The organism is Ramlibacter sp. (genome assembly GCF_041916345.1).
In the GTDB taxonomy this organism is placed as follows: domain Bacteria; phylum Pseudomonadota; class Gammaproteobacteria; order Burkholderiales; family Burkholderiaceae_C; genus Ramlibacter.
On record NZ_JAYRZR010000014.1, the window covers coordinates 45,247 to 63,293 of the forward strand.

15 protein-coding genes and 1 pseudogene are annotated in these 18,047 nt (G+C 69.4%); 7 read left to right on the top strand and 9 right to left on the bottom strand.

Annotation, left to right across the window (positions count from 1 at the left end; translation table 11 throughout):
* Nucleotides 1-23: 23 nt before the first annotated feature.
* The gene (gene badH / locus ACE3T5_RS06460) at nucleotides 24-791 is read right to left on the bottom strand and encodes a 2-hydroxycyclohexanecarboxyl-CoA dehydrogenase (protein WP_374665675.1); all 768 of its coding nucleotides are present in this window, start codon (nucleotides 789-791) and stop codon (nucleotides 24-26) included.
* A 179-nt stretch (nucleotides 792-970) separates the two neighbouring features.
* On the opposite strand from badH, the gene ACE3T5_RS06465 reads away from it, so the two are divergent.
* Nucleotides 971-1,387, top strand: coding sequence for a MarR family transcriptional regulator (locus ACE3T5_RS06465; RefSeq protein WP_374665677.1), 417 nt, complete (start codon nucleotides 971-973; stop codon nucleotides 1,385-1,387).
* A gap of 100 nt (nucleotides 1,388-1,487) precedes the next feature.
* On the opposite strand, the gene ACE3T5_RS06470 is transcribed toward ACE3T5_RS06465, so the two are convergent.
* The 6 genes from ACE3T5_RS06470 to ACE3T5_RS06495 form a co-directional block, all read right to left on the bottom strand.
* The gene (locus ACE3T5_RS06470) at nucleotides 1,488-2,738 is read right to left on the bottom strand and encodes an ABC transporter substrate-binding protein (RefSeq protein ID WP_374665679.1); all 1,251 of its coding nucleotides are present in this window, start codon (nucleotides 2,736-2,738) and stop codon (nucleotides 1,488-1,490) included.
* Between the two features lie 75 nt (nucleotides 2,739-2,813).
* The gene (locus ACE3T5_RS06475) at nucleotides 2,814-3,614 is read right to left on the bottom strand and encodes an ABC transporter ATP-binding protein (RefSeq protein ID WP_374665681.1); all 801 of its coding nucleotides are present in this window, start codon (nucleotides 3,612-3,614) and stop codon (nucleotides 2,814-2,816) included.
* Nucleotides 3,615-3,624: 10 nt separating this feature from the next.
* Nucleotides 3,625-4,698 (bottom strand): branched-chain amino acid ABC transporter permease, encoded by a 1,074-nt coding sequence (locus tag ACE3T5_RS06480; protein ID WP_374665682.1) that lies wholly within the window; start codon nucleotides 4,696-4,698, stop codon nucleotides 3,625-3,627.
* 9 nt (nucleotides 4,699-4,707) lie between these two features.
* On the bottom strand, nucleotides 4,708-5,595 hold the full coding sequence (locus tag ACE3T5_RS06485; protein WP_374665684.1) for a branched-chain amino acid ABC transporter permease: 888 nt from the start codon (nucleotides 5,593-5,595) through the stop codon (nucleotides 4,708-4,710).
* Nucleotides 5,596-5,599: 4 nt separating this feature from the next.
* Nucleotides 5,600-7,525 (bottom strand): long-chain fatty acid--CoA ligase, encoded by a 1,926-nt coding sequence (locus ACE3T5_RS06490; RefSeq protein ID WP_374665686.1) that lies wholly within the window; start codon nucleotides 7,523-7,525, stop codon nucleotides 5,600-5,602.
* Nucleotides 7,512-8,279 (bottom strand): ABC transporter ATP-binding protein, encoded by a 768-nt coding sequence (locus ACE3T5_RS06495; protein ID WP_374665688.1) that lies wholly within the window; start codon nucleotides 8,277-8,279, stop codon nucleotides 7,512-7,514. The genes ACE3T5_RS06490 and ACE3T5_RS06495 overlap by 14 nt, the downstream gene beginning before the upstream one ends.
* Before the next feature lie 386 nt (nucleotides 8,280-8,665).
* On the opposite strand from ACE3T5_RS06495, the gene ACE3T5_RS06500 reads away from it, so the two are divergent.
* The 5 genes from ACE3T5_RS06500 to ACE3T5_RS06520 are packed head-to-tail and all read left to right on the top strand — an operon-like array spanning nucleotide 8,666 to nucleotide 16,284.
* Nucleotides 8,666-10,027 (top strand): phenylacetate--CoA ligase family protein, encoded by a 1,362-nt coding sequence (locus tag ACE3T5_RS06500; RefSeq protein ID WP_374665690.1) that lies wholly within the window; start codon nucleotides 8,666-8,668, stop codon nucleotides 10,025-10,027.
* A 25-nt stretch (nucleotides 10,028-10,052) separates the two neighbouring features.
* Nucleotides 10,053-11,648 (top strand): acyl-CoA carboxylase subunit beta, encoded by a 1,596-nt coding sequence (locus ACE3T5_RS06505; protein WP_374665692.1) that lies wholly within the window; start codon nucleotides 10,053-10,055, stop codon nucleotides 11,646-11,648.
* A gap of 13 nt (nucleotides 11,649-11,661) precedes the next feature.
* Nucleotides 11,662-13,710, top strand: coding sequence for a biotin carboxylase N-terminal domain-containing protein (locus ACE3T5_RS06510; protein ID WP_374665694.1), 2,049 nt, complete (start codon nucleotides 11,662-11,664; stop codon nucleotides 13,708-13,710).
* A 32-nt stretch (nucleotides 13,711-13,742) separates the two neighbouring features.
* On the top strand, nucleotides 13,743-14,714 hold the full coding sequence (locus ACE3T5_RS06515) for a hydroxymethylglutaryl-CoA lyase (RefSeq protein ID WP_374665696.1): 972 nt from the start codon (nucleotides 13,743-13,745) through the stop codon (nucleotides 14,712-14,714).
* A gap of 16 nt (nucleotides 14,715-14,730) precedes the next feature.
* Nucleotides 14,731-16,284: a class I adenylate-forming enzyme family protein gene (locus ACE3T5_RS06520; protein ID WP_374665698.1), complete on the top strand. Its 1,554-nt coding sequence runs from the start codon at nucleotides 14,731-14,733 to the stop codon at nucleotides 16,282-16,284.
* A gap of 67 nt (nucleotides 16,285-16,351) precedes the next feature.
* Here the strand turns inward: ACE3T5_RS06520 and ACE3T5_RS06525 are convergent, their stop codons facing one another.
* The gene (locus tag ACE3T5_RS06525) at nucleotides 16,352-16,969 is read right to left on the bottom strand and encodes a TetR/AcrR family transcriptional regulator C-terminal domain-containing protein (protein ID WP_374665700.1); all 618 of its coding nucleotides are present in this window, start codon (nucleotides 16,967-16,969) and stop codon (nucleotides 16,352-16,354) included.
* A 40-nt stretch (nucleotides 16,970-17,009) separates the two neighbouring features.
* Complete coding sequence (locus tag ACE3T5_RS06530; RefSeq protein ID WP_374665702.1) at nucleotides 17,010-17,630, bottom strand: class I SAM-dependent methyltransferase; 621 nt, start codon at nucleotides 17,628-17,630, stop codon at nucleotides 17,010-17,012.
* A gap of 116 nt (nucleotides 17,631-17,746) precedes the next feature.
* On the opposite strand from ACE3T5_RS06530, the pseudogene ACE3T5_RS06535 reads away from it, so the two are divergent.
* A pseudogene (locus ACE3T5_RS06535) lies at nucleotides 17,747-18,047 on the top strand (DNA mismatch repair protein MutS); the annotation flags it as partial.

Here is an 18,047-nt window from a genome sequence, read left to right on the forward strand (position 1 = left end):
CTTTTCTGGGGGGAGGCTGGCGCTCAGCCGTTCATGGTCAGGCCGCCGGAGACGCTGAGCACCTGGCCGGTGCAGTAGGCGGCGTCGTCGCTGGCGAAGAAGGCGATGGCGCCCGGCAGGTCGCCGGCCTGGCCGATGCGGCCGAGCGGGATGGAGCGGCGGAAGGCCTCCTCCAGCTTCTCGGGGTTGCCCGCGCCCTTCTTGTAGTCGGCGAACAGCGCGGTGTCGGTGGGGCCGGGGCACACCACGTTCACCGTGATGTTGTGGCGCGAGTGCTCGCGCGCGATGGTCTTGGAGAAGGCGACCAGCCCGCCCTTGCAGGCGGCATACACCGCCTCGCCGGAGGAGCCCACGCGCGCGGCGTCGGAGGCGATGTTGACGATGCGGCCGGCCTTGCGCTCCACCATGTGCGGCAACACGGCGTGATGCATGTGCAGCGCGCCGGTGAGGTTGATGGCGATGAGCTGCTCCCACTGAGCCGGCACGGTCTTGGTGAAAGGCAGGAACACATCCCAGCCCGCGTTGTTGACCAGCACGTCCACGCCACCGAAGGCCTGCACCACCTGCGCCACCGCGGCATCCACGCTGGCGCGCTCGGTGATGTCGCAGCGCACCGCGATGGCCTGGCCGCCACCGGAGCGGATCTCGTCGGCCACGCGCTGGGCCGCTGCTTCGTCGCGGTCCAGCACGGCGACGCGCGCGCCCTCCTGCGCGAAGCGCCGGCAGGTGGCGCCGCCGATGCCGCCGCCACCGCCGGTGACGATGGCGGACTTGCCTTCGAGTCGTTGCATGCTTGTCTCCTGAGTCGCTCGACATGAGCAATATATAGACATATATTAGAGGCAATCGGCGCCGCCCGCAAGACCGGCCGCCGAATCACCGACAGGAGACATCAGCAATGGAAAACACCACAGATACACGGGCGGAGATGGCCAATCGGCTTTTCTTCCGCCTGTATCAATGTGCAAACATGCTGCATAAAACCGGCTCGCGCGCGCTGGAGGACGAAGGCCTCACCACCCAGCAGTGGGCGGTGCTGGGGGCGCTGTCGCGGCCTCAGGCCGAGGCCGGCATGAAGCTGGGCGACCTGGCCCGCTACCTCATGGTGAGCCGCCAGAACCTGGCCGGCGTGGTGGGCCGCCTGGAGCGCGACGGCCGCGTGGAAAGCGCCCCCGACCCGCAGGACGGCCGCTCACGCCTGATCCGCCTCACCGCCGGCGGCCGGCAGGTCTGGCAGAAGAAGGCCCTGCCCAAGATCCACGCCTACTACGACCAGGCGCTGGACGGCTTCAGCATCAACGACATCGTGCACAGCCTGCACTACCTGCTGAAGATGCTGGAGAACATGGAACGGATCGATGCGGCGGATGGGGAGGAGGAGGAGTAGAACAGCGCCTTTCGGCCGCCCAACCCCTCCCCCCATCATCCCAAGGACGAACCTGCGCCAGCAGGTTCGTTATCCTCCAACTTCCGTTCGTTTTCGTCCTTCACTTCCCGGTCTTGGCAAACTCCGCCGACTGCTCCTTCACGATCTGGTCCACCACGTCGGTGTAGGCGGCGATCCAGTCGGACTGCGGCACCCACTTGGCGCCGTCCCACATGTCGATGCGGGTCTTGCCGCCGCCGCCATGGTCCTTGGCGGTCACGGTCACCGGCGCGATGAAGCCGTTGGCGTCGAAGTTGCGCAGGCTCTCCAGGCCGGCCTTGATCTTCACCGGGGTCAGCGGCCAGCCGTCCTTCTTGATGGCGGCGCGCACGCCCTCGAACATCACCGAGTACATGGCCAGGCCGGTGTTGTAGTAGATGTCGTTCAGGTGCTTGGCGTCGCCATTGCCCTTGCCGGCGGCGTACAGCTCCTTCTCGATCTGCTGCATCAGCGGATGGTCCTTGCCGCCCACCACGTTGGTGCCGCGCTTCATGCCCTTGGCCTCGGCCGCGCCGATGTTGTTGATGTCCACCTCGTTGAACCAGTTCACCGAGATCAGCTTGTCCATGGCGATGCCGTTGCGCTTCATCTCGCGGGCCGCTACCACGTGCATGGCCGACAGGTTCCAGGTGATCACGTGGTCCGGGTCGAAGCGGCGGATCTGCGTCCACACCGCCGCCTGGTCACGACCGGGCATGGGGTTGGGGAACAGGCCGAGCTCGAAGCCCTCCTTGGCGGCCAGCGTCTTCAGCACCGGGATCGGTTCCTGGCCGAAGGCGTAGTCCGGGTAGATGAAGGCGACCTTCTTGCCCTTGATGTTGCCCTTGTTGACGTTCTTGATGTACTGGATGTTGTTCGCCATCTGGCCCCAGTAGGTCGGCCCGATGGGGAACACCCACTTGAACACATCACCGTCCACGGCGTCACCGCGGCCCACGAAGGACTGCAGCATGATCAGGCCGTCGGACATGTGGCGCGGCAGCACCGCGCGCGACACCGGCGTGGACAGGTAGTCGAACATCATCACGCCTTCGCGCTTGAGCTTCTCGTAGCACTCGATGCCGCGCTGCGGCTCGTTGCCGTGGTCCTGCGCGATGATCTCGATCTGCTTGCCCTCGATGCCGCCCTTGGCATTCAGGATCGCGGCGTAGTCCTTCACCGCCTGCACGATCTGCGGCGTGACGAAGGTGTAGGCCTTGCTCAGGTCATAGCAAAGGCCGAACTTGATGGTGTTGCCGGTCTGCGCCTGGGCCGCGGTACCCGCGGCCAGCAGGGCCAGCCCGGCGAGGGTGGTTCGCAATACTGATTTCATGGCTTGTCTCCTGCGTACGCTTTGAGGGCCGCCGGCGGTGCCAAGTACGCGCGCACCGACAGCGTGTTGCGGAACTCAGCTCAGCCAGCGCTTGCGCCGGCTGTAGTGCTTGATCTCGTGGAAGTTCTTGCCTTCGGAGCCCCCCAGGTAGAACTCCTGGATGTCCGGGTTCTTCTTCATGGCCTCGGCGCTGTCGTGCATGACGATGCGGCCGTTCTCCATCAGGTAGCCGTGCGACACCACCTCCAGCGCGGCCACCGCGTTCTGCTCCACCAATAGCACCGACAGACCCTCCTGGCGGTTGATCTTCTGCACGATCTCGAAGATCTCGGCCACCAGAAAGGGCGCCAGGCCCAGGCTGGGTTCATCCAGCATCAGCAGCTTGGGCTGCGTCATGAGCGCGCGGCCGATCGCCAGCATCTGCTGCTCGCCGCCGGACAGGAAGCCCGATTGCGCCGTGCGCCGCTGGTGCAGGCGCGGGAAGTAGGTATAGACCATGTCCATGCCGCGCTGCATGTCCTTGTGGCTGCTGCCGGCCACGGCGGATGCGGCCACCAGGTTCTCATCCGGCGTGAGGTGCTCGAACACGCGCCGGCCCTCCAGCACCTGCACGATGCCCAGCTGCACCCGCTTCTGCGGCAGCATGGGCTCGATGTCCTGGCCCAGGAAGCGCAGCTCGCCACGCGTGACCTTGCCGCGCTCGGGGCGCAGCAGGCCGCTTACGGCCTTCAGCGTCGTCGTCTTGCCGGCGCCGTTGGCCCCCAGCAGCGCCACCATGCCGCCCTGCGGCACGTTGACCGAGACGCCCTTGATGGCGAGCGCCACGTTGTCGTAGATGACCTCGATGTTGTTCAGGCTCAGGATGTCGCCGCTCATCGCCGGTCCCTCACTTGCGCGCGTAGCCGAAGGGCCACACCAGCAGATAGTTGCGCACGTTGCCGTACAGCTTGCCCAGGCCCATGGGCTCGATCAGCAGCACCAGGATGATGCTGGCGCCGTACACCATGTGCGGGATGTGGGCCAGCGTCTCGGCGCCGAGGTTCAGGCCCATCAGCTTGGAGCCCCAGGCCACCAGGGCGTTCATCTGCCCGGGCAGCAGCAGGATGAACGCAGTGCCGAAGAAGCTGCCGATGATGCTGCCCAGGCCACCCACGATGACCATGGCCACCAGCTCGATGGAGACGTTCACCGCGAACTGCTCGGCCGTCACCGCGCGGTAGAAGCCGAAGATCAGCATCGCGCCGCTCACGCCGCCGATGAAGGCCGAAGTCGCAAACGCGACCAGCTTGTAGTAGAAGCTCTGCACGCCGATCACTGCGGCGGCGTAGTCCTTCTCGCGCACCGCCACCAGCGCGCGGCCCAGCGCCGAGCGGCGCAGGTTGAGCATGAACACGGTGACGAAGATGGTCCAGCCCAGCACCACGTAGTACAGGCCCGCCTCGGAGGTGATGGCCTGGCCCAGCAGCTTCATCGGCGGCGCCTGCAGCGTGGCCGACACGCCGCCGCTGATGGCCGGCACATGGGAGATGACCCAGTCCATCACGAACTGCATCGCCAGCGTGGAGAGCGCCAGGTACAGGCCCTTGACGCGCAGCGCGGCGAAGGCGAACACCACGCCGATCACGCTGGCCATCAGCCCGCCCAGGATGACCGCGAACTCCCAGGGCACGCCGTTGCGCGCCGCGTGCACCGAGGTGTAGGCGCCGATGCCCATGATGGCCGCGTAGCCGAAGTGGAACTGCCCGGCCCAGCCCAGGATGAGGTTGAGCCCCAGCACGGCCGACGTCCAGATCAGCCAGGGCCGCACATAGCTGGTGATGGCCAGAGAGCTCAGCACGTAGGGCGCGACCAGGGCGAAGGCCAGGACGGCGAGGATCGCCCACTTCTCGAACGGGATGGGGAACAGCGCGCGATCCTGCGCGTAGCTGGTGTGGAAGATGCCGGCTTGGCGGTAGAACATCGTCTTCCCCTACACGCGTTCGATGTCGTGGCGGCCGAACAGGCCGTGCGGACGGATCATGATGGTGAGGATCAGCACCGCGGCCACCACCAGGTCGCGCGTGCCGCCGCCCAGCAGCGGATCGAGGTAGCCCGAGGCCACGTTCTCGATGATGCCCAGCAGCAGGCCGGCCAGGATGGCGCCGCCGATGCTGTCCAGCCCGCCCAGCACGCCGACGGTGATGCCCTTGAGCAGCAGCATCGACAGCGACTGGTCCACCGTCTGCACCGAGCCCCACAGCACGCCGGCCGTGGTAGCCACCACCGACGACAGCGCCCACGAGAGCGCCACGCCGCGCTCCACCGAGATGCCCACCGACCAGGACGCCACGTAGTCGTCGGCGATGGCGCGCAGCACCACGCCGCGGCGCGTGCGGAAGAAGATCACGAACACCGCGAACAGCAGCAGCGTGACGACCGCGCCGACCACATAGGCGCGGTTCAGCAGCAGCGGCCCCAGGAACAGCGGCTTGTCGCTGATGCCCAGGTCCATGTTGCGGCCGCTGCCACCCCACAGGGTGAGCGAGGTGGCACGCAGGAAGATGTCGATGCCCAGCGTCATCATCAGGATCATCACGATGGGCCGGCCGGCCAGCCGGCGCAGCGCCACGCGCTCGATGCCCACGCCCATGAAGAACATCGTCACCATCGCCAGCGGAATGGCCGCCCACATCGGCAGCTTCAGCGTGGTGGCAAAGGCCAGCACCACATAGGCGCCCACCATCACCAGCGCGCCCTGCGCCAGGTTGGGCACCGACGACGACTTGTAGATCAGCACGATGCCCATGGCCACCAGCCCATACATCAGGCCGGCCAGGCCGCCGTTGATGGCGAGCTCCAGGAAGTAGTTCAGGTCCATGCTCTCAGATCTCCTTGACCGTGAGCACCCGCTCGGTGGTGCCCACCTCGCCGGTCTCGTAGACCACCTGCGCCTTCATCGCCACCGTGCGCTGCCCGCCGTAGATGGCGTCGATGATGGGCGCATAGCGCTCTTCCACCACGTTGCGGCGCAGCTTGCGGGTGCGGGTGATCTCGCCGTCATCGGCGTCGAATTCCTTGTGCAGGCTCACCAGGTGGCGCAGGCGCAGCGGCTCGGGCAGGGTCTCGTTGACGTGCCGCACGGCGCCGGCCACGAGATCGATCACCTCGGGCTTCTGCGACAGGTCCGCGTAGGAGATGTAGGAGATGCCGCGCAGCTCCGCCCAGTGGCCCACCGTCTCCTTGTCGATGCAGACGATGGCCGCCAGGGTGTCGCGGCCCTTGCCCAGCACGGCGACATCCTTCACGTAGGGGCTGAACTTCAGGCGGTTCTCGATGTAGTTCGGGATGTAGCGCTCGCCCGCGGCCGTGTGCACCACCTCCGACACGCGGCCCAGCACCACGAGCTGGCCATCGGGCTCCAGGTAGCCGGCGTCGCCGGTGCGCAGCCACCCATCCTGCAGGGTCTCGCGCGTGGCGGCCTCGTTGTTGTAGTAGCCGCCGAAGACGCTGCCGGACTTGACCAGGATCTCGCCGTTATCGGCGATCTTCACCTCCACGCCGGGCAGCATGCGGCCCACCGTGTGCAGGCGCACCTCATCGACCGACTGCATGGCGTTGTAGGCGCTGCACTCGGTCTGGCCATAGAGCTGGCGCAGCCGCACGCCCAGCGCGCGGTAGAAGATGAAGGTGTCCTCGCCGATGGCCTCGCCGCCGGTGAAGGCATGGCGCAGGCGCGTCATGCCCAGCTGGTCCTTGATGGGGCCCATGACCAGCCACTCGCCCAGGGGGCGCAGCAGCTTCTGCAGGCCCGTCGGTTCCTGGCCGGCGAGCTTGCGGCGCTCGGCGGCGATGGCCGCGTTCATGAACAGGTCGTACAGCGCCTTCTTCAGGCGCGTGGAATCCTCCATGCGCACCTGCACCGTGGTCAGCAGGTTGTCCCAGCTGCGCGGCGCCGCCAGGTAGAAGCTCGGCGCCACCTCGCGCAGGTTGTGCAGCACCGTCTCGGACCGTTCGGGGATGTGGATGGCGAAGCGCAGTGCCACGCCGGCCGCCATGGTGAACGCAAAGTCGCCCACCCACGCCATGGGCAGGTAGGCCAGCACGCTCTCACCGAAGTCGAAGGCCTTGGCCTGGTGCGCCGCCTGCACGCCGCTCAGGAAGTTGTAGTGCGAGAGCGGCAGCCCCTTGGGCCGCCCGGTGGTGCCGGAGGAGTGGATGAACACCGCGGCATCGTCGGGACCGGCCAGCTCGGTCAGGCGCGTGGCCAGGCCGGCGTCTTGTGCCAGACGCTCGGCGCCCCGCGCCTCCACGTCCGTCCACGCGATGAGGCCCGGCGCCGTGTAGCGGGCCAGACCGCGCGGGTTGTCGTAGACGATGGTCTCGAAGGTGGCGCCGCGCTCGCGCAGGTCCAGCGCCTTGTCCACCTGTTCCTGATCCTCCGCCAGCACGCAATGCACGGGCATGGCGCTCAGCACGTGCAGGATCTCGTCGGGCGTGGCATCCGGGTACACCGGCAGCGGGTAGGCCTTCAGCGCGCCGGTGGCGAGCATGCCCAGGTACAGGCGCGGCCGGTTGTCACCCAGCACCAGCACGCCGTGGCCCGACTCCAGACCCAGGGCCTGCAAACCGGCGGCGCAGCGCAGCAGTGACTGGTGGGCCTGTGCCCAGGTAGTCTGCTGCCAGATGCCGCGGTCCTTCTCGCGGAAGGCCACTTCGTCAGGGCGCGCCTGCGCGTTGGCCGCCATCAGCCGCGGCAGCGTGGTGCGCGGATCCAGGTTCCAGGGGCCGGCGTTGTCATGCGGCTGCATGGGAACCCCCCAGGTAGGCCTTCACCACGCGCGGGTCGGCGATCACCTCGCGCGGGATGCCGGTGCCGATCACCTCGCCGTAGCTCAGCACCAGCATGCGGTCGCAGATGCCGGTGATGATGTCCATGTGGTGCTCGATGATGAGCACGGTGACGCCCCGCTCGTCGCGCGCGTCCAGGATGAAGCGCGCCATGTACTCCTTCTCTTCCTGGTTCATGCCGGCCATGGGCTCGTCCAGGATCAGGAAGCTGGGCTCGGCCACCAGGGCGCGGGCCAGCTCCACCCGCTTCTTCAGGCCCAGCGGGATGGCGTCGACGTGTTCGTCGCGCACGTTCTCCAGCTGCATGAAGTCGATGACTTCCTCCACCACCTCGCGATTGGCCGTCTCTTCCGGCCGGGCCGCCCAGGGGTAGAGCATGGTGCGCCACACGCTGGGGTGCATGTGCACATGGCGGCCGAGCATGATGTTGTCCAGCACGGTCATGCCGTTGAACAGCGCCAGGTTCTGGAAGGTGCGGGCCACGCCCAGGCGCGCCACCTTGTGCGGCGCCATGCCGGTGATGTCGCGCCCGTTGAGCACGATGCGCCCCTTCTGCGGCGGGAAGAAGCCGGTGATGGCGTTCGTCATGGTGGTCTTGCCGCTGCCGTTGGGGCCCACCAGGCCGAAGATCTCGCCACGGTCCACGTGCAGGTTGACGCCCGTCACGGCCACCAGGCCGCCGAAGCGCCGCTCCACGTCTTGGCATTCGAGCACGCGAGGGCCCGAAGAGGGATTGGGGTCGCTGGACTGCACCTGCTTGTCGTCTCCGGGTCGGTGGGTAGCGGTCCGCGGGGAGGCCCCGCGATATGACAATATGCAGCGCAATCCTAGGACGCAACCCCCTGGCAGCGCAAGCCCGGAAGGGCGGTCGATCATCCGGGATTTCCCCTAGAAAAGAGCGTGAATCACCAGTCAGGTGGATTTCAAGCCCTTCCAGTGAGCTCCCCAGGTTTGTCAATAGGTTGCCAATCTAGGCACCCTCACGCCCCCGCGGGGCCGTGACGGGACAGGCGCTGGTCCGGGTCCCCTCGGATTAAACGGACAGATGACCGTTTATCCACTACACTGCCTTTCACCCCCGGCCGCCAGGAGTCCTGCCCATGTCCGCCCCCGCTCCCTCGCCTCCGTTCAGCCCGATCGAATCACGCCCCTGGGCCGACGTGCAGGCCGACCAGCTCGCCCGCCTGCGGCAACAGATGGCCTATCTGGCCGAGCGATCGGTCTTCTATCAACAGCGCTTTGCGGCCAGCGGCATCCGGCCCGACGCGATCCGCAGCCTGGACGACCTGCGGCACATCCCCTTCACGACCAAGCAGGAGCTGCGAGCGAGCCTGCAGGCCGCGCCGCTGCTGGGCTTGCACCAGGCCGCGGCCGATGCGGACATCGTGCAGATCCAGGCCTCCTCCGGCACCACCGGCAGCCCCGCCTATGTGGGCCTCACCCGCTCGGACCAGGAAGCCTGGGCCGAGATGACGGCGCGCGGCCTCTACGCCTGCGGCATCCGGCCGGGGGACCGCGTGCTGCACGGCTTTTCCATGAGCAAGGGCTTCGTCGGCGGCCTGCCCATCTGGCAGGGCATCAGCCGCATCGGCGCGGTGGATCTGCCCATCGGCGCCGACGGCGGGGTGGACCGCCTGCTGATCGCCGCCCGCGACGCACGGCCCCGCTGCGTGGTGGGCACGCCCAACTTCCTGCTCTACCTCGCCACCGTCGCGCGCGAGCTGACCGGCGTGGCCGCCACCGATCTCGGCGTGCGACATCTCGTGGTGGGCGGCGAGCCCGGCGGCGGCATCCCGGCCATCCGCGAGGGCCTGCAGACGCACTGGGGCGCGACCTGCCGCGAGGTGATGGGCGGCACCGACCTGGGCTGCGTGTACTGGGCCGAGGCTGAGGACCAGCGCGGCATGTACTTCGTGGCGCCCGACCACATCCTGGCCGAGCTGATCGATCCCGCCAGCGGCGAGCCCGTCGCGTGGTCCGAAGGCGCCACCGGCGAGCTGGTCTACACCGCCCTGCAGCGCGAGGCCTCGCCGGTGCTGCGCTTCCGCTCGGGCGACCACGTGGTCGTGACCGCGATGGGCGGGCCGGGCGGGCGGACCACGCCCGCCATCCGCTGCTTCGGCCGCACCGACGACATGCTCATCGTGCGCGGCGTGAACCTGTTCCCCTCGGCCGTCCAGGACATCGTGTCGGCCATGAAGCCGCTGGTGGGTGGCGTGATGCGCGTGCTGGCTGACTTCGAAGGCCACACCACCCAGGACAACCTCAAGCTGCTGGTGGAGCGCGCGCCCGATGGCCGCCCAGAAGACGACGCCCACGTGGCCGCCCAGGTGGAGACACGCGTGCGCAATGCCCTGGCCGTGAAGGCCGAGGTGCGCCTGGTGCGGCACGGCTTCTTCGACGCGCCCGGCGCGCAGAAGGTGGCGCTCACCCTGCGGCGCGCGCCGGACTTCGACCGGTGACCCCGAGGCACAGGACCCCATACCCATGACGACCGAACTGCCCTCCCCCGCCTCGGACGCTGACCAGAACGCCGCCGCCTACCAGGCCCTCCTGGACGACCTGCACGAAGCCCGCCGCCAGGCCTGGCTGGGCGGCCCGCCCGCCACGCGCGAGAAGCACGTGCAGCGCGGCCGCCTGCTGGTGCGCGACCGCATCGCGCGCCTGCTCGACCCCGGCTCGCCCTTCCTGGAGATCGGCGAGCTGGCCGGCGAAGGCCTGTACGAGGGCGTGGCCCCTGGCGCCGGCATGGTCACCGGCGTGGGCCTGGTGCAGGGCCGCGCCTGCATGGTGATCGCCAACGACCCCACGGTGAAGGGTGGCACCTACTTCGGCATGACCTGTCGCAAGCACGTGCGCGCGCAGCGCTTCGCCTGGCAGCACCGCCTGCCCTGCATCACGCTGGTGGATTCCGGCGGCGCCTTCCTGCCCGACCAGGCCAACATCTTTCCGGACGAGGGCCTGTTCGGGAGCATCTTCCACAACCAGGTCGGCATGTCGGCCGACGGCATCGCGCAGATCGCGGTGGTGCTGGGCGCGTGCACCGCGGGTGGCGCCTACATCCCCGCGCTATGCGACGAGGTGGTCATCGTGCGCGGCAAGGGCTTCCTGTTCCTGGGCGGCCCGCAGCTCGTGCAGGCCGCCACCGGTGAGGTGGTGGATGCCGAGCGGCTGGGCGGCGCGGAGATGCACACGCGCATCAGCGGCGTCACCGACCACCTGGCCGAGGACGACGCCGAGGCCATCGCCATCGCCCGCCGGCTGGTGGGCGAGCTGCCGCCCATGCCGCCCCCGCTGCGCGAGCGGCTGCCGGCGCAGGCGCCTGCGCGGCCGGTCACCGACATCCACGGCCTGGTGCAGCGCGATCCACGCAAGCCCACCGACACGCGCGAGGTGCTGCGCTGCCTGCTGGACGGCGGCGCCTTCAGCGAGTTCAAGGCCGGCTACGGCGAGACGCTGCTCACCGGCTTCGGGCGCATCGGCGGCTGGCAGGTGGGCGTGCTGGCCAACCAGGGCGTGCTGTTCAGCGAGAGCGCGGACAAGGCCACGCACTTCATCGACCTGTGCACCAAGCGCAACGTGCCGCTGCTGTTCCTGGCCGACGTGGCCGGCTTCATGGTGGGGCAGGAGGCCGAGCAGGGCGGCATCGCCAAGGCCGGCGCACGCTTCATCACCGCCATGAGCGGCGCGCGCGTGCCCAAGTTCACCGTGATCATCGGCGGCGCCTACGGCGCGGGGTACCTCGCCATGTGCGGCCGCGCCTTCCGGCCCAACGCGATGTTCATGTGGCCCAACGGCCGCGCCGCCATCATGGGCCCCGAGCAGGCGGCCACCACGCTGGCGCTGGTGAAGCGCCAGAACCTGCGGCCCGGCGAAAGCTGGAGCGGCGAGGACGAGGAAGCCTTCAAGAACCCGATCCGCCGCCAGTACGAGACCTTCGCCGCCGCCCGCAACTTTGCGCGCCACCTGTGGGTGGATGGCATCCTGGCGCCGTCCGAGACGCGGGAGACGCTCACGCTGCTGCTGGACCTGGCCGCGCGGGTGCCACCCGAACCCACGCGCTTCGGCGTGTTCCGCATGTGAGGCCGCGTCCGCCATGTACCGCAAGATCCTGATTGCCAACCGCGGCGAGATTGCCTGCCGCATCGCCCGCACGGCGCGGACCCTCGGTGCGCAGGTGGCCACCGTCCACTCCGACGCTGATGCGGATGCGCTGCATGTGCGCGAGATCGGCGAATCCGTACGCGTGGGCCCGGCACCGGCTCGGGCGAGCTACCTGGACATCGACGCCGTGGTCCGCGCCGCGCAGCGCGTGGGCGCCGACGCGGTGCACCCCGGCTTCGGCTTCCTGTCGGAGAACGCCGCCTTCGCCCGCGCCTGCGCCGACGCCGGCATCGCCTTCATCGGCCCCGCGCCCGAGACGCTGGCCCTGTTCGGTGACAAGGCGGCGGCCAAGCGGCTGGCGCGCGAGCTGGGCATTCCGGTCGCGGCTGGCCTGGACCTGCCGAGCGACGATGTGGAAGCCCTGCTGGCCGCGCTGCGCGACCTGCCCCGCCCGCTGATCCTGAAAGCGGTGGCCGGCGGCGGCGGCAAGGGCATGCGCGTGGTGCGCGACGGTGACGATGCGCGCGGCGCCATCGAGGCCGCCATCCGCGAGGGCCGCTCCGCCTTCGGCGACGGCCGCCTGATCGCCGAGCACTACCTGGATGCGCCCCGGCACGTCGAGGTCCAGATCCTGGGCGACGGCGAAGGCGGCGTGATCCATCTGCACGACCGCGAGTGCTCGCTGCAACGCCGCTACCAGAAGGTGGTGGAGGAAGCGCCCGTCACCAGCCTGCCCTCCGCCGCGCGTGAGGCGCTGTGTCAGCACGCGCTGGCCCTGGGCCGCGCCAGCCGCTACCTCGGGCTGGGCACGGTGGAGTTCGCCGTCACGACCGAGGGCGCGGTGTTCCTGGAGGTGAACCCGCGCCTGCAGGTGGAGCACCCGGTCACCGAGGCCGTGACCGGGCTGGACCTGGTGGCGCTGCAGATCCGCACCGTGGCCGAGCGCCGCCTGCCCCTGGCGCAGGACGAAGTGCCGGCACCGCGGGGCGTTGCGGTGCAGGCACGCCTGTATGCCGAGGACGCCGATCACGGCTTCCTGCCGGCCACGGGGCGCATCGCGGCCTTCGAGGTGCCGGCCGGTGTGCGCGTGGACACGGGCGTGGCGGCCGGATGTGAGATCACCCCGCACTACGACCCGATGATCGCGAAGCTGATCGCGCATGCGGGCGACCGTGAGGCCGCGCTGGCCGCCCTGCGTGCCGCGCTGGCCGATACGGCGGTGCTGGGGGTGACCACCAACCGCGCGTTCCTGCTGCGGCTGCTGGCGGCGACTCCAGTGCGTGCCAACGAGATCAGTACCGAGTTCATCGATGCGTGGCTGGCCACGGCTGCGCGAGCGGCGCCGGATGCCGAAGCGGTGGCGGCCCTGGCGGCCGTCTGGCTGGCGGCACAGCGCGTGCCGACGCCGGACGCCGGCGCCTGGGGTGACCCTGCCCTCACCGGCTGGCGGCTGCGGCGATCGGGCGAGGCGCAACACCCACCGGCGACCCACCTGGCCAGCGTGGGCGGGCGCGACTTCGCCGTCGGCTTCGGGCCTGTGAACGAGCAGGGGCAGCAGCTCGTTCAGGTCGACGATGCAGCGTTCGTCGTCACCCCGTCATTCCCGCGCCGGCGGGAATCCAGTGAAGCGCAGGGCGCCGACACCGCCTGGATCCCCGCCTGCGCGGGGATGAAGGGGCAGCTCACCGTCAACGGCCGCACGCTGCGCCCCTGGATCACTTGCGCAGTCAGCGAAACCTGGGCCGCCTTCGACACCCACGACGTGGCGCTCACCCTCCGACCCCTGCCCTCACGCGCCGGCGCGGCGGTCGGCGCGCACCAGGGCGTGGTCCGCGCGTCCATGATGGGCGTGATGGTCGCCGTGCAGGTGGCGGAAGGCGAAGTGGTTGACGCCGGCGCGCGCCTCGGCACCATGGAGTCCATGAAGATGGAGATGGCGCTCACGGCCCCGGTGGCCGGCCGCGTGGCCTGGGTCGGCTGTGCGGCGCAAGCCAAGGTGGAGCGCCATCAGGACCTGTTCCGCATCGAGCCCGCGGGCTGACCGCGCCGCCCCATCCGACACGGAGACACCCCATGCTGTCACTGCCCAAGCAGATCGAGATTCACGAGGAAGGCCCGCGCGAGGGCTTCCAGATCGAGCGCGTCGGCATCCCCCTCGCGGACCGCGCGGCACTGGTGGAGGCGCTGGCCGAGACCGGCCTGCACCAGATCCAGGTGGCCTCTTTCGTGAACCCCAAGCGCGTGCCGCAGATGGCGGATGCGGCCGAGCTGTTCGCCGCGATCCGGCGCAAGCCCGGCGTGCGCTACACCGGCCTGTGGCTGAACGAGCAAGGCTTCCAGCGCGCGCGGGCCACCGCCGACGTGGACCTCGCGGGCAACCTCTACTTCTATGCCTCCGACGCGTTCAGCCGGCAGAACAACGGGGCCGGCGCGCAGGAACATGCGGAAAGCCAGCGGCGCTGGATCACGCTGTACCGTGAGGCCGGCTTGCCGGTGGAAGGCGCCTACCTGATGACGGCCTTCGGCTGCAACCTGGAGGGCGAGATCAGCGAGCAGCGCCTGGGCACCAGCCTGCAGTTCATCGCCCGGCTGGAGCATGAGGAGGGGGTGCGCATCCCGGTGCTGATGCTCGCCGACACCGTGGGCTACGCCAACCCGCTGTCGATCCGCCGCCGGGTGAACCTGGCGCGCGAGGTGCTGCCGCACGCGCGCATCGGCCTGCACCTGCACGACACGCGCGGCCTGGGCCTGGCCAATGCGCTGGCGGCCCTGCAGGAGGGCGTGGACCTGTTCGATGCCTCCATCGCCGGCCTGGGCGGTTGCCCGTTCTGCGGCAATTCACACGGCGGTGCCGCAGGCAACGTGTGCACCGAGGATCTGGCCTTCCTGTGCGCCGAAATGGGCATCGCCACCGGGCTGGACCTGGACCGGCTGCTCGACGCGGCGCGCCTCGCCGAACGCATCATCGGACGGCGGCTGGAAGGCAAGCTGATGCACAGCGGACTGCCGCAACGGGTGGCGCACGCGCGGCAGGCCTCGGCTTGACGAGGGTGATGCGGCGATGAACAGCCCCCGCGATCCCCAGGCCGGCGCGTTCAGCGATGCACCGCCGACCACTCTGGCCGGCCACCTCACCGTGGCCGGCCAGTTCGCCAAGCGGGTTGCCATGCAGCCCGGCGCCATCGCGCTCACCGACGGCACCCGCTCGCTGACCTACGGCGAACTGGCGCAGCGCGTCGCCCAGCTCGCGGGCGCGCTGCGGGCCAGTGGTCTCAGGCGCGGTGACCGAGTGGCCATGTGGTCGGAGAACGGCTTCGAGTACATCGAGCTTGAGCTGGCCGCCGCGCAGCTGGGCCTGATCGTCGCCTGCCTGAACTGGCGCCTGACGGCCGAGGAGCAGCGGCACTGCATCCGCCTGGTGGCGCCTTCGCTGGTGATCGTCTCGCCGCGCTACCTGCCCGCGCTGCTGCGCCTGGGGGAGGTGGCGCCGGCGCACCTGGTGCTGGGCGAGATCTTCGAGGCCTGGCGCAACGCCGCGCAGCCCGTGCCGCCCGACGAATCGGTGTCGCCCGAGGACGGCCTGGTCATCCTCTACACCAGCGGCACCACCGGCCTGCCCAAGGGTGCCCTGGTGAGCCAGCGCGCGATGGTGGCGCGGGCCATGGTGTTCAGCGCCGACTACGGCATCCGCGGCAGCGATGGCTTCATCGCCTGGTCGCCCCTCTTCCACATGGCCGCCACGGACCATTCGCTCGCCACGCTCATGCTGGGCGGCCAGGTCATGCTGTGCGACGGGCTGGACCTGCCGCGTATCCTGGACTGGGCCGAGACCGAGCCGCTGGGCTGGCTGCTGGCCATGCCGGGCATGATCGAGCCAATGATCGACCAGCTGCGCGCCCGCGGGCGCAAGCCGCTGTCGGTGCGCATGCTGGGCGCCATGGCCGACCTGGTGCCCCGCCACCAGATCGCCGAGCTGAGCGGCCTGGTGGGCGCGCCCTACCTCAACAGCTTCGGCTCCACGGAGACCGGCCTGCCGCCCTGCAGCGGCGCCTTGCTCCCGGCCGGTGAGGTGCCCGCGTCGCTGGACAAGCGCGAATCGTCCTGGTGCGAGGTACGGTTGGTGGACGAGGAAGACCGAGAAGCCCCGCCCGGCACGCCCGGCGAGATGACGGTGCGCGGCCCGACCGTGTTCTCCGGCTACTGGGGCAACGAGGCCGCGACGCGGCAGGACTTTCGCGGCGGCCGCTTCCACATGGGCGACGTGTTCGTGCGGCAACCTGATGGCAGCCTGGCCTTCGTCGACCGGCTGAAGTACCTCATCAAGTCCGGCGGCGAGAACATCTACCCGGCCGAGATCGAGCGCGTGCTGCTGGCCCACCCCACGGTGCGCGACGCCGCCGTGGTGCGCCGACCGGACGCGCGCTGGGGCGAGGTGCCGGTGGCCTTCGTCGCCTGCGACAACGGCGCCTGGGACGAGGCCGCGCTGCTGGCGCATTGCCGCGCGCACCTGCCCGGCTACAAGCTGCCGCGTGAGCTGCGCCCCATCGCCCTGGACGCCCTGCCCCGCAGCAGCACCGGCAAGATCCAGCGGCATGAGCTGGAGAAGCGGTTGTAGTTCACCAACAGGGGCACCGTGTCTCTCGTAGGCTGGGGTGGAGCGCAGCGCAACCCCAGCGTTACCCCTACCGCTTCCCCACCTTACCCATCTCCTTCAATCCCAACACCCTCCGCGCCAGCCCCTGATACAGCCGGATCAGCTTCTCCTGGCTCAACCGCCCATCGGGCCGATACCAGGTGCTGATGCCCGTGAGCATCGACAGCAGCGCGAGGTTGGTGACGTGCACGTCGTCCACCTTCCACAGCCCCGCCTTCTGCCCGTCGGCCACGATCTGCCGCAGGTGCGACTCGTATTCCTTGCGCATGCCCGCCACGCGCTCGAACTGGTCGGGCGTGAGGCTGCGCAGCTCCGCATTGCCGATGAACGTCTCTTCCTTGCGGGCCGTGTGCCACTCGATGTGGAAGCGCACGAAGCGCTGCAGCCGGTCCAGCGGATCCGTCGCGCCCTCCATGCGGACCTGCAGGTCATGCAGCAGCTCCAGCATGATCGATTCCAGCAGCGTGGCCAGGAACTCCTGCTTCTGCGGCACGTGGTTGTAGAGCGAGCCGATGCGCAGGCTCACGTCCGCCGCCAGTTCGCGCAGATTCATCGCCTCGAAGCCGTGGCGGTAGATGCGCGTGATGGCCGCTCGGCGGATGGCCCGCAGCGTGTCGGCGCCGCTCACGCCCGCGGGTCTGCCCATGGCGGGGTCTCCTGGCGAGGGGCTGGGGTCACAGGCACGATCAATGCGGCTTCACGCAATGGCAATACACGAAGTGCTGCACCGCGCCCCAGGGCGTGTGGTGCTGCTCGTCCGCATGTTCCAGCAGCGTGAAGGCGGGCCCGAACTCGCGATGCAGTTCATCGGGCGCATAGCGCGCCACCGGCAGCCCGCTGCATTGCGTGGGCCCATCCGGGGCAAAGGTGGCGACGATCACGTGCCCACCGGGCCGCACGCAACGCATCACCTGGCGCACATAGGCGGCGCGATCCGCCGCATCGGTGAGGAAGTGGAACACCGCCCGGTCATGCCAGATGTCGAAGGCCGCATCGGTCAGCGGCGCGTGGCAGGCGTCACCAGCGATCCAGGTCACGCCCCGCGCCGCGTCGCCCAGCCGCTGCTGCGCCACGGCCAGTGCGGCCGACGACAGATCGAGCACGGTGACGTCACGCCAGCCGCCGACCAGCAGATCGTCGACCAGGGTGGAGGCGCCGCCGCCTACATCGATGATTCGAGCATCCGTGCCGAGTCCGGTGGCCCGGATGAAATCCATCGATCGCCACGCATGCGGTTGATACCAGCTCACGCCCTCCGCGGGCTTGCTGCGATAGACGGCTTCCCAGTGGTCGCGGGGGTGGGTCATGGGGGGCTCCGGCGCTTGGACTGCGGCTATTGCGAGCCTACACCAAACAGTGCGATCCTCCCTCGCCATGGAAGACCACGCGGACATGGCGCCGGCATGGGGATAATCGCCCCGCCATGAACCCCGCTCCCCCGGCCATCGACCTGTCGAAGCACACCCCCATGATGGCCCAGTACTGGCGGGTCAAGAGCGAGTACCCCAGCACGCTCGTCTTCTACCGCATGGGCGACTTCTACGAGCTCTTCTACGCCGACGCGGAGAAGGCGGCGCGGCTGTTGGACATCACGCTCACGCGGCGCGGCATGTCCGCCGGGGAGCCGGTGGTGATGGCCGGCGTGCCCTTCCACTCGGTGGAGAACTACCTGGCGCGGCTGATCCGGCTGGGGGAGTCGGTGGCCATCTGCGAGCAGGTGGGCG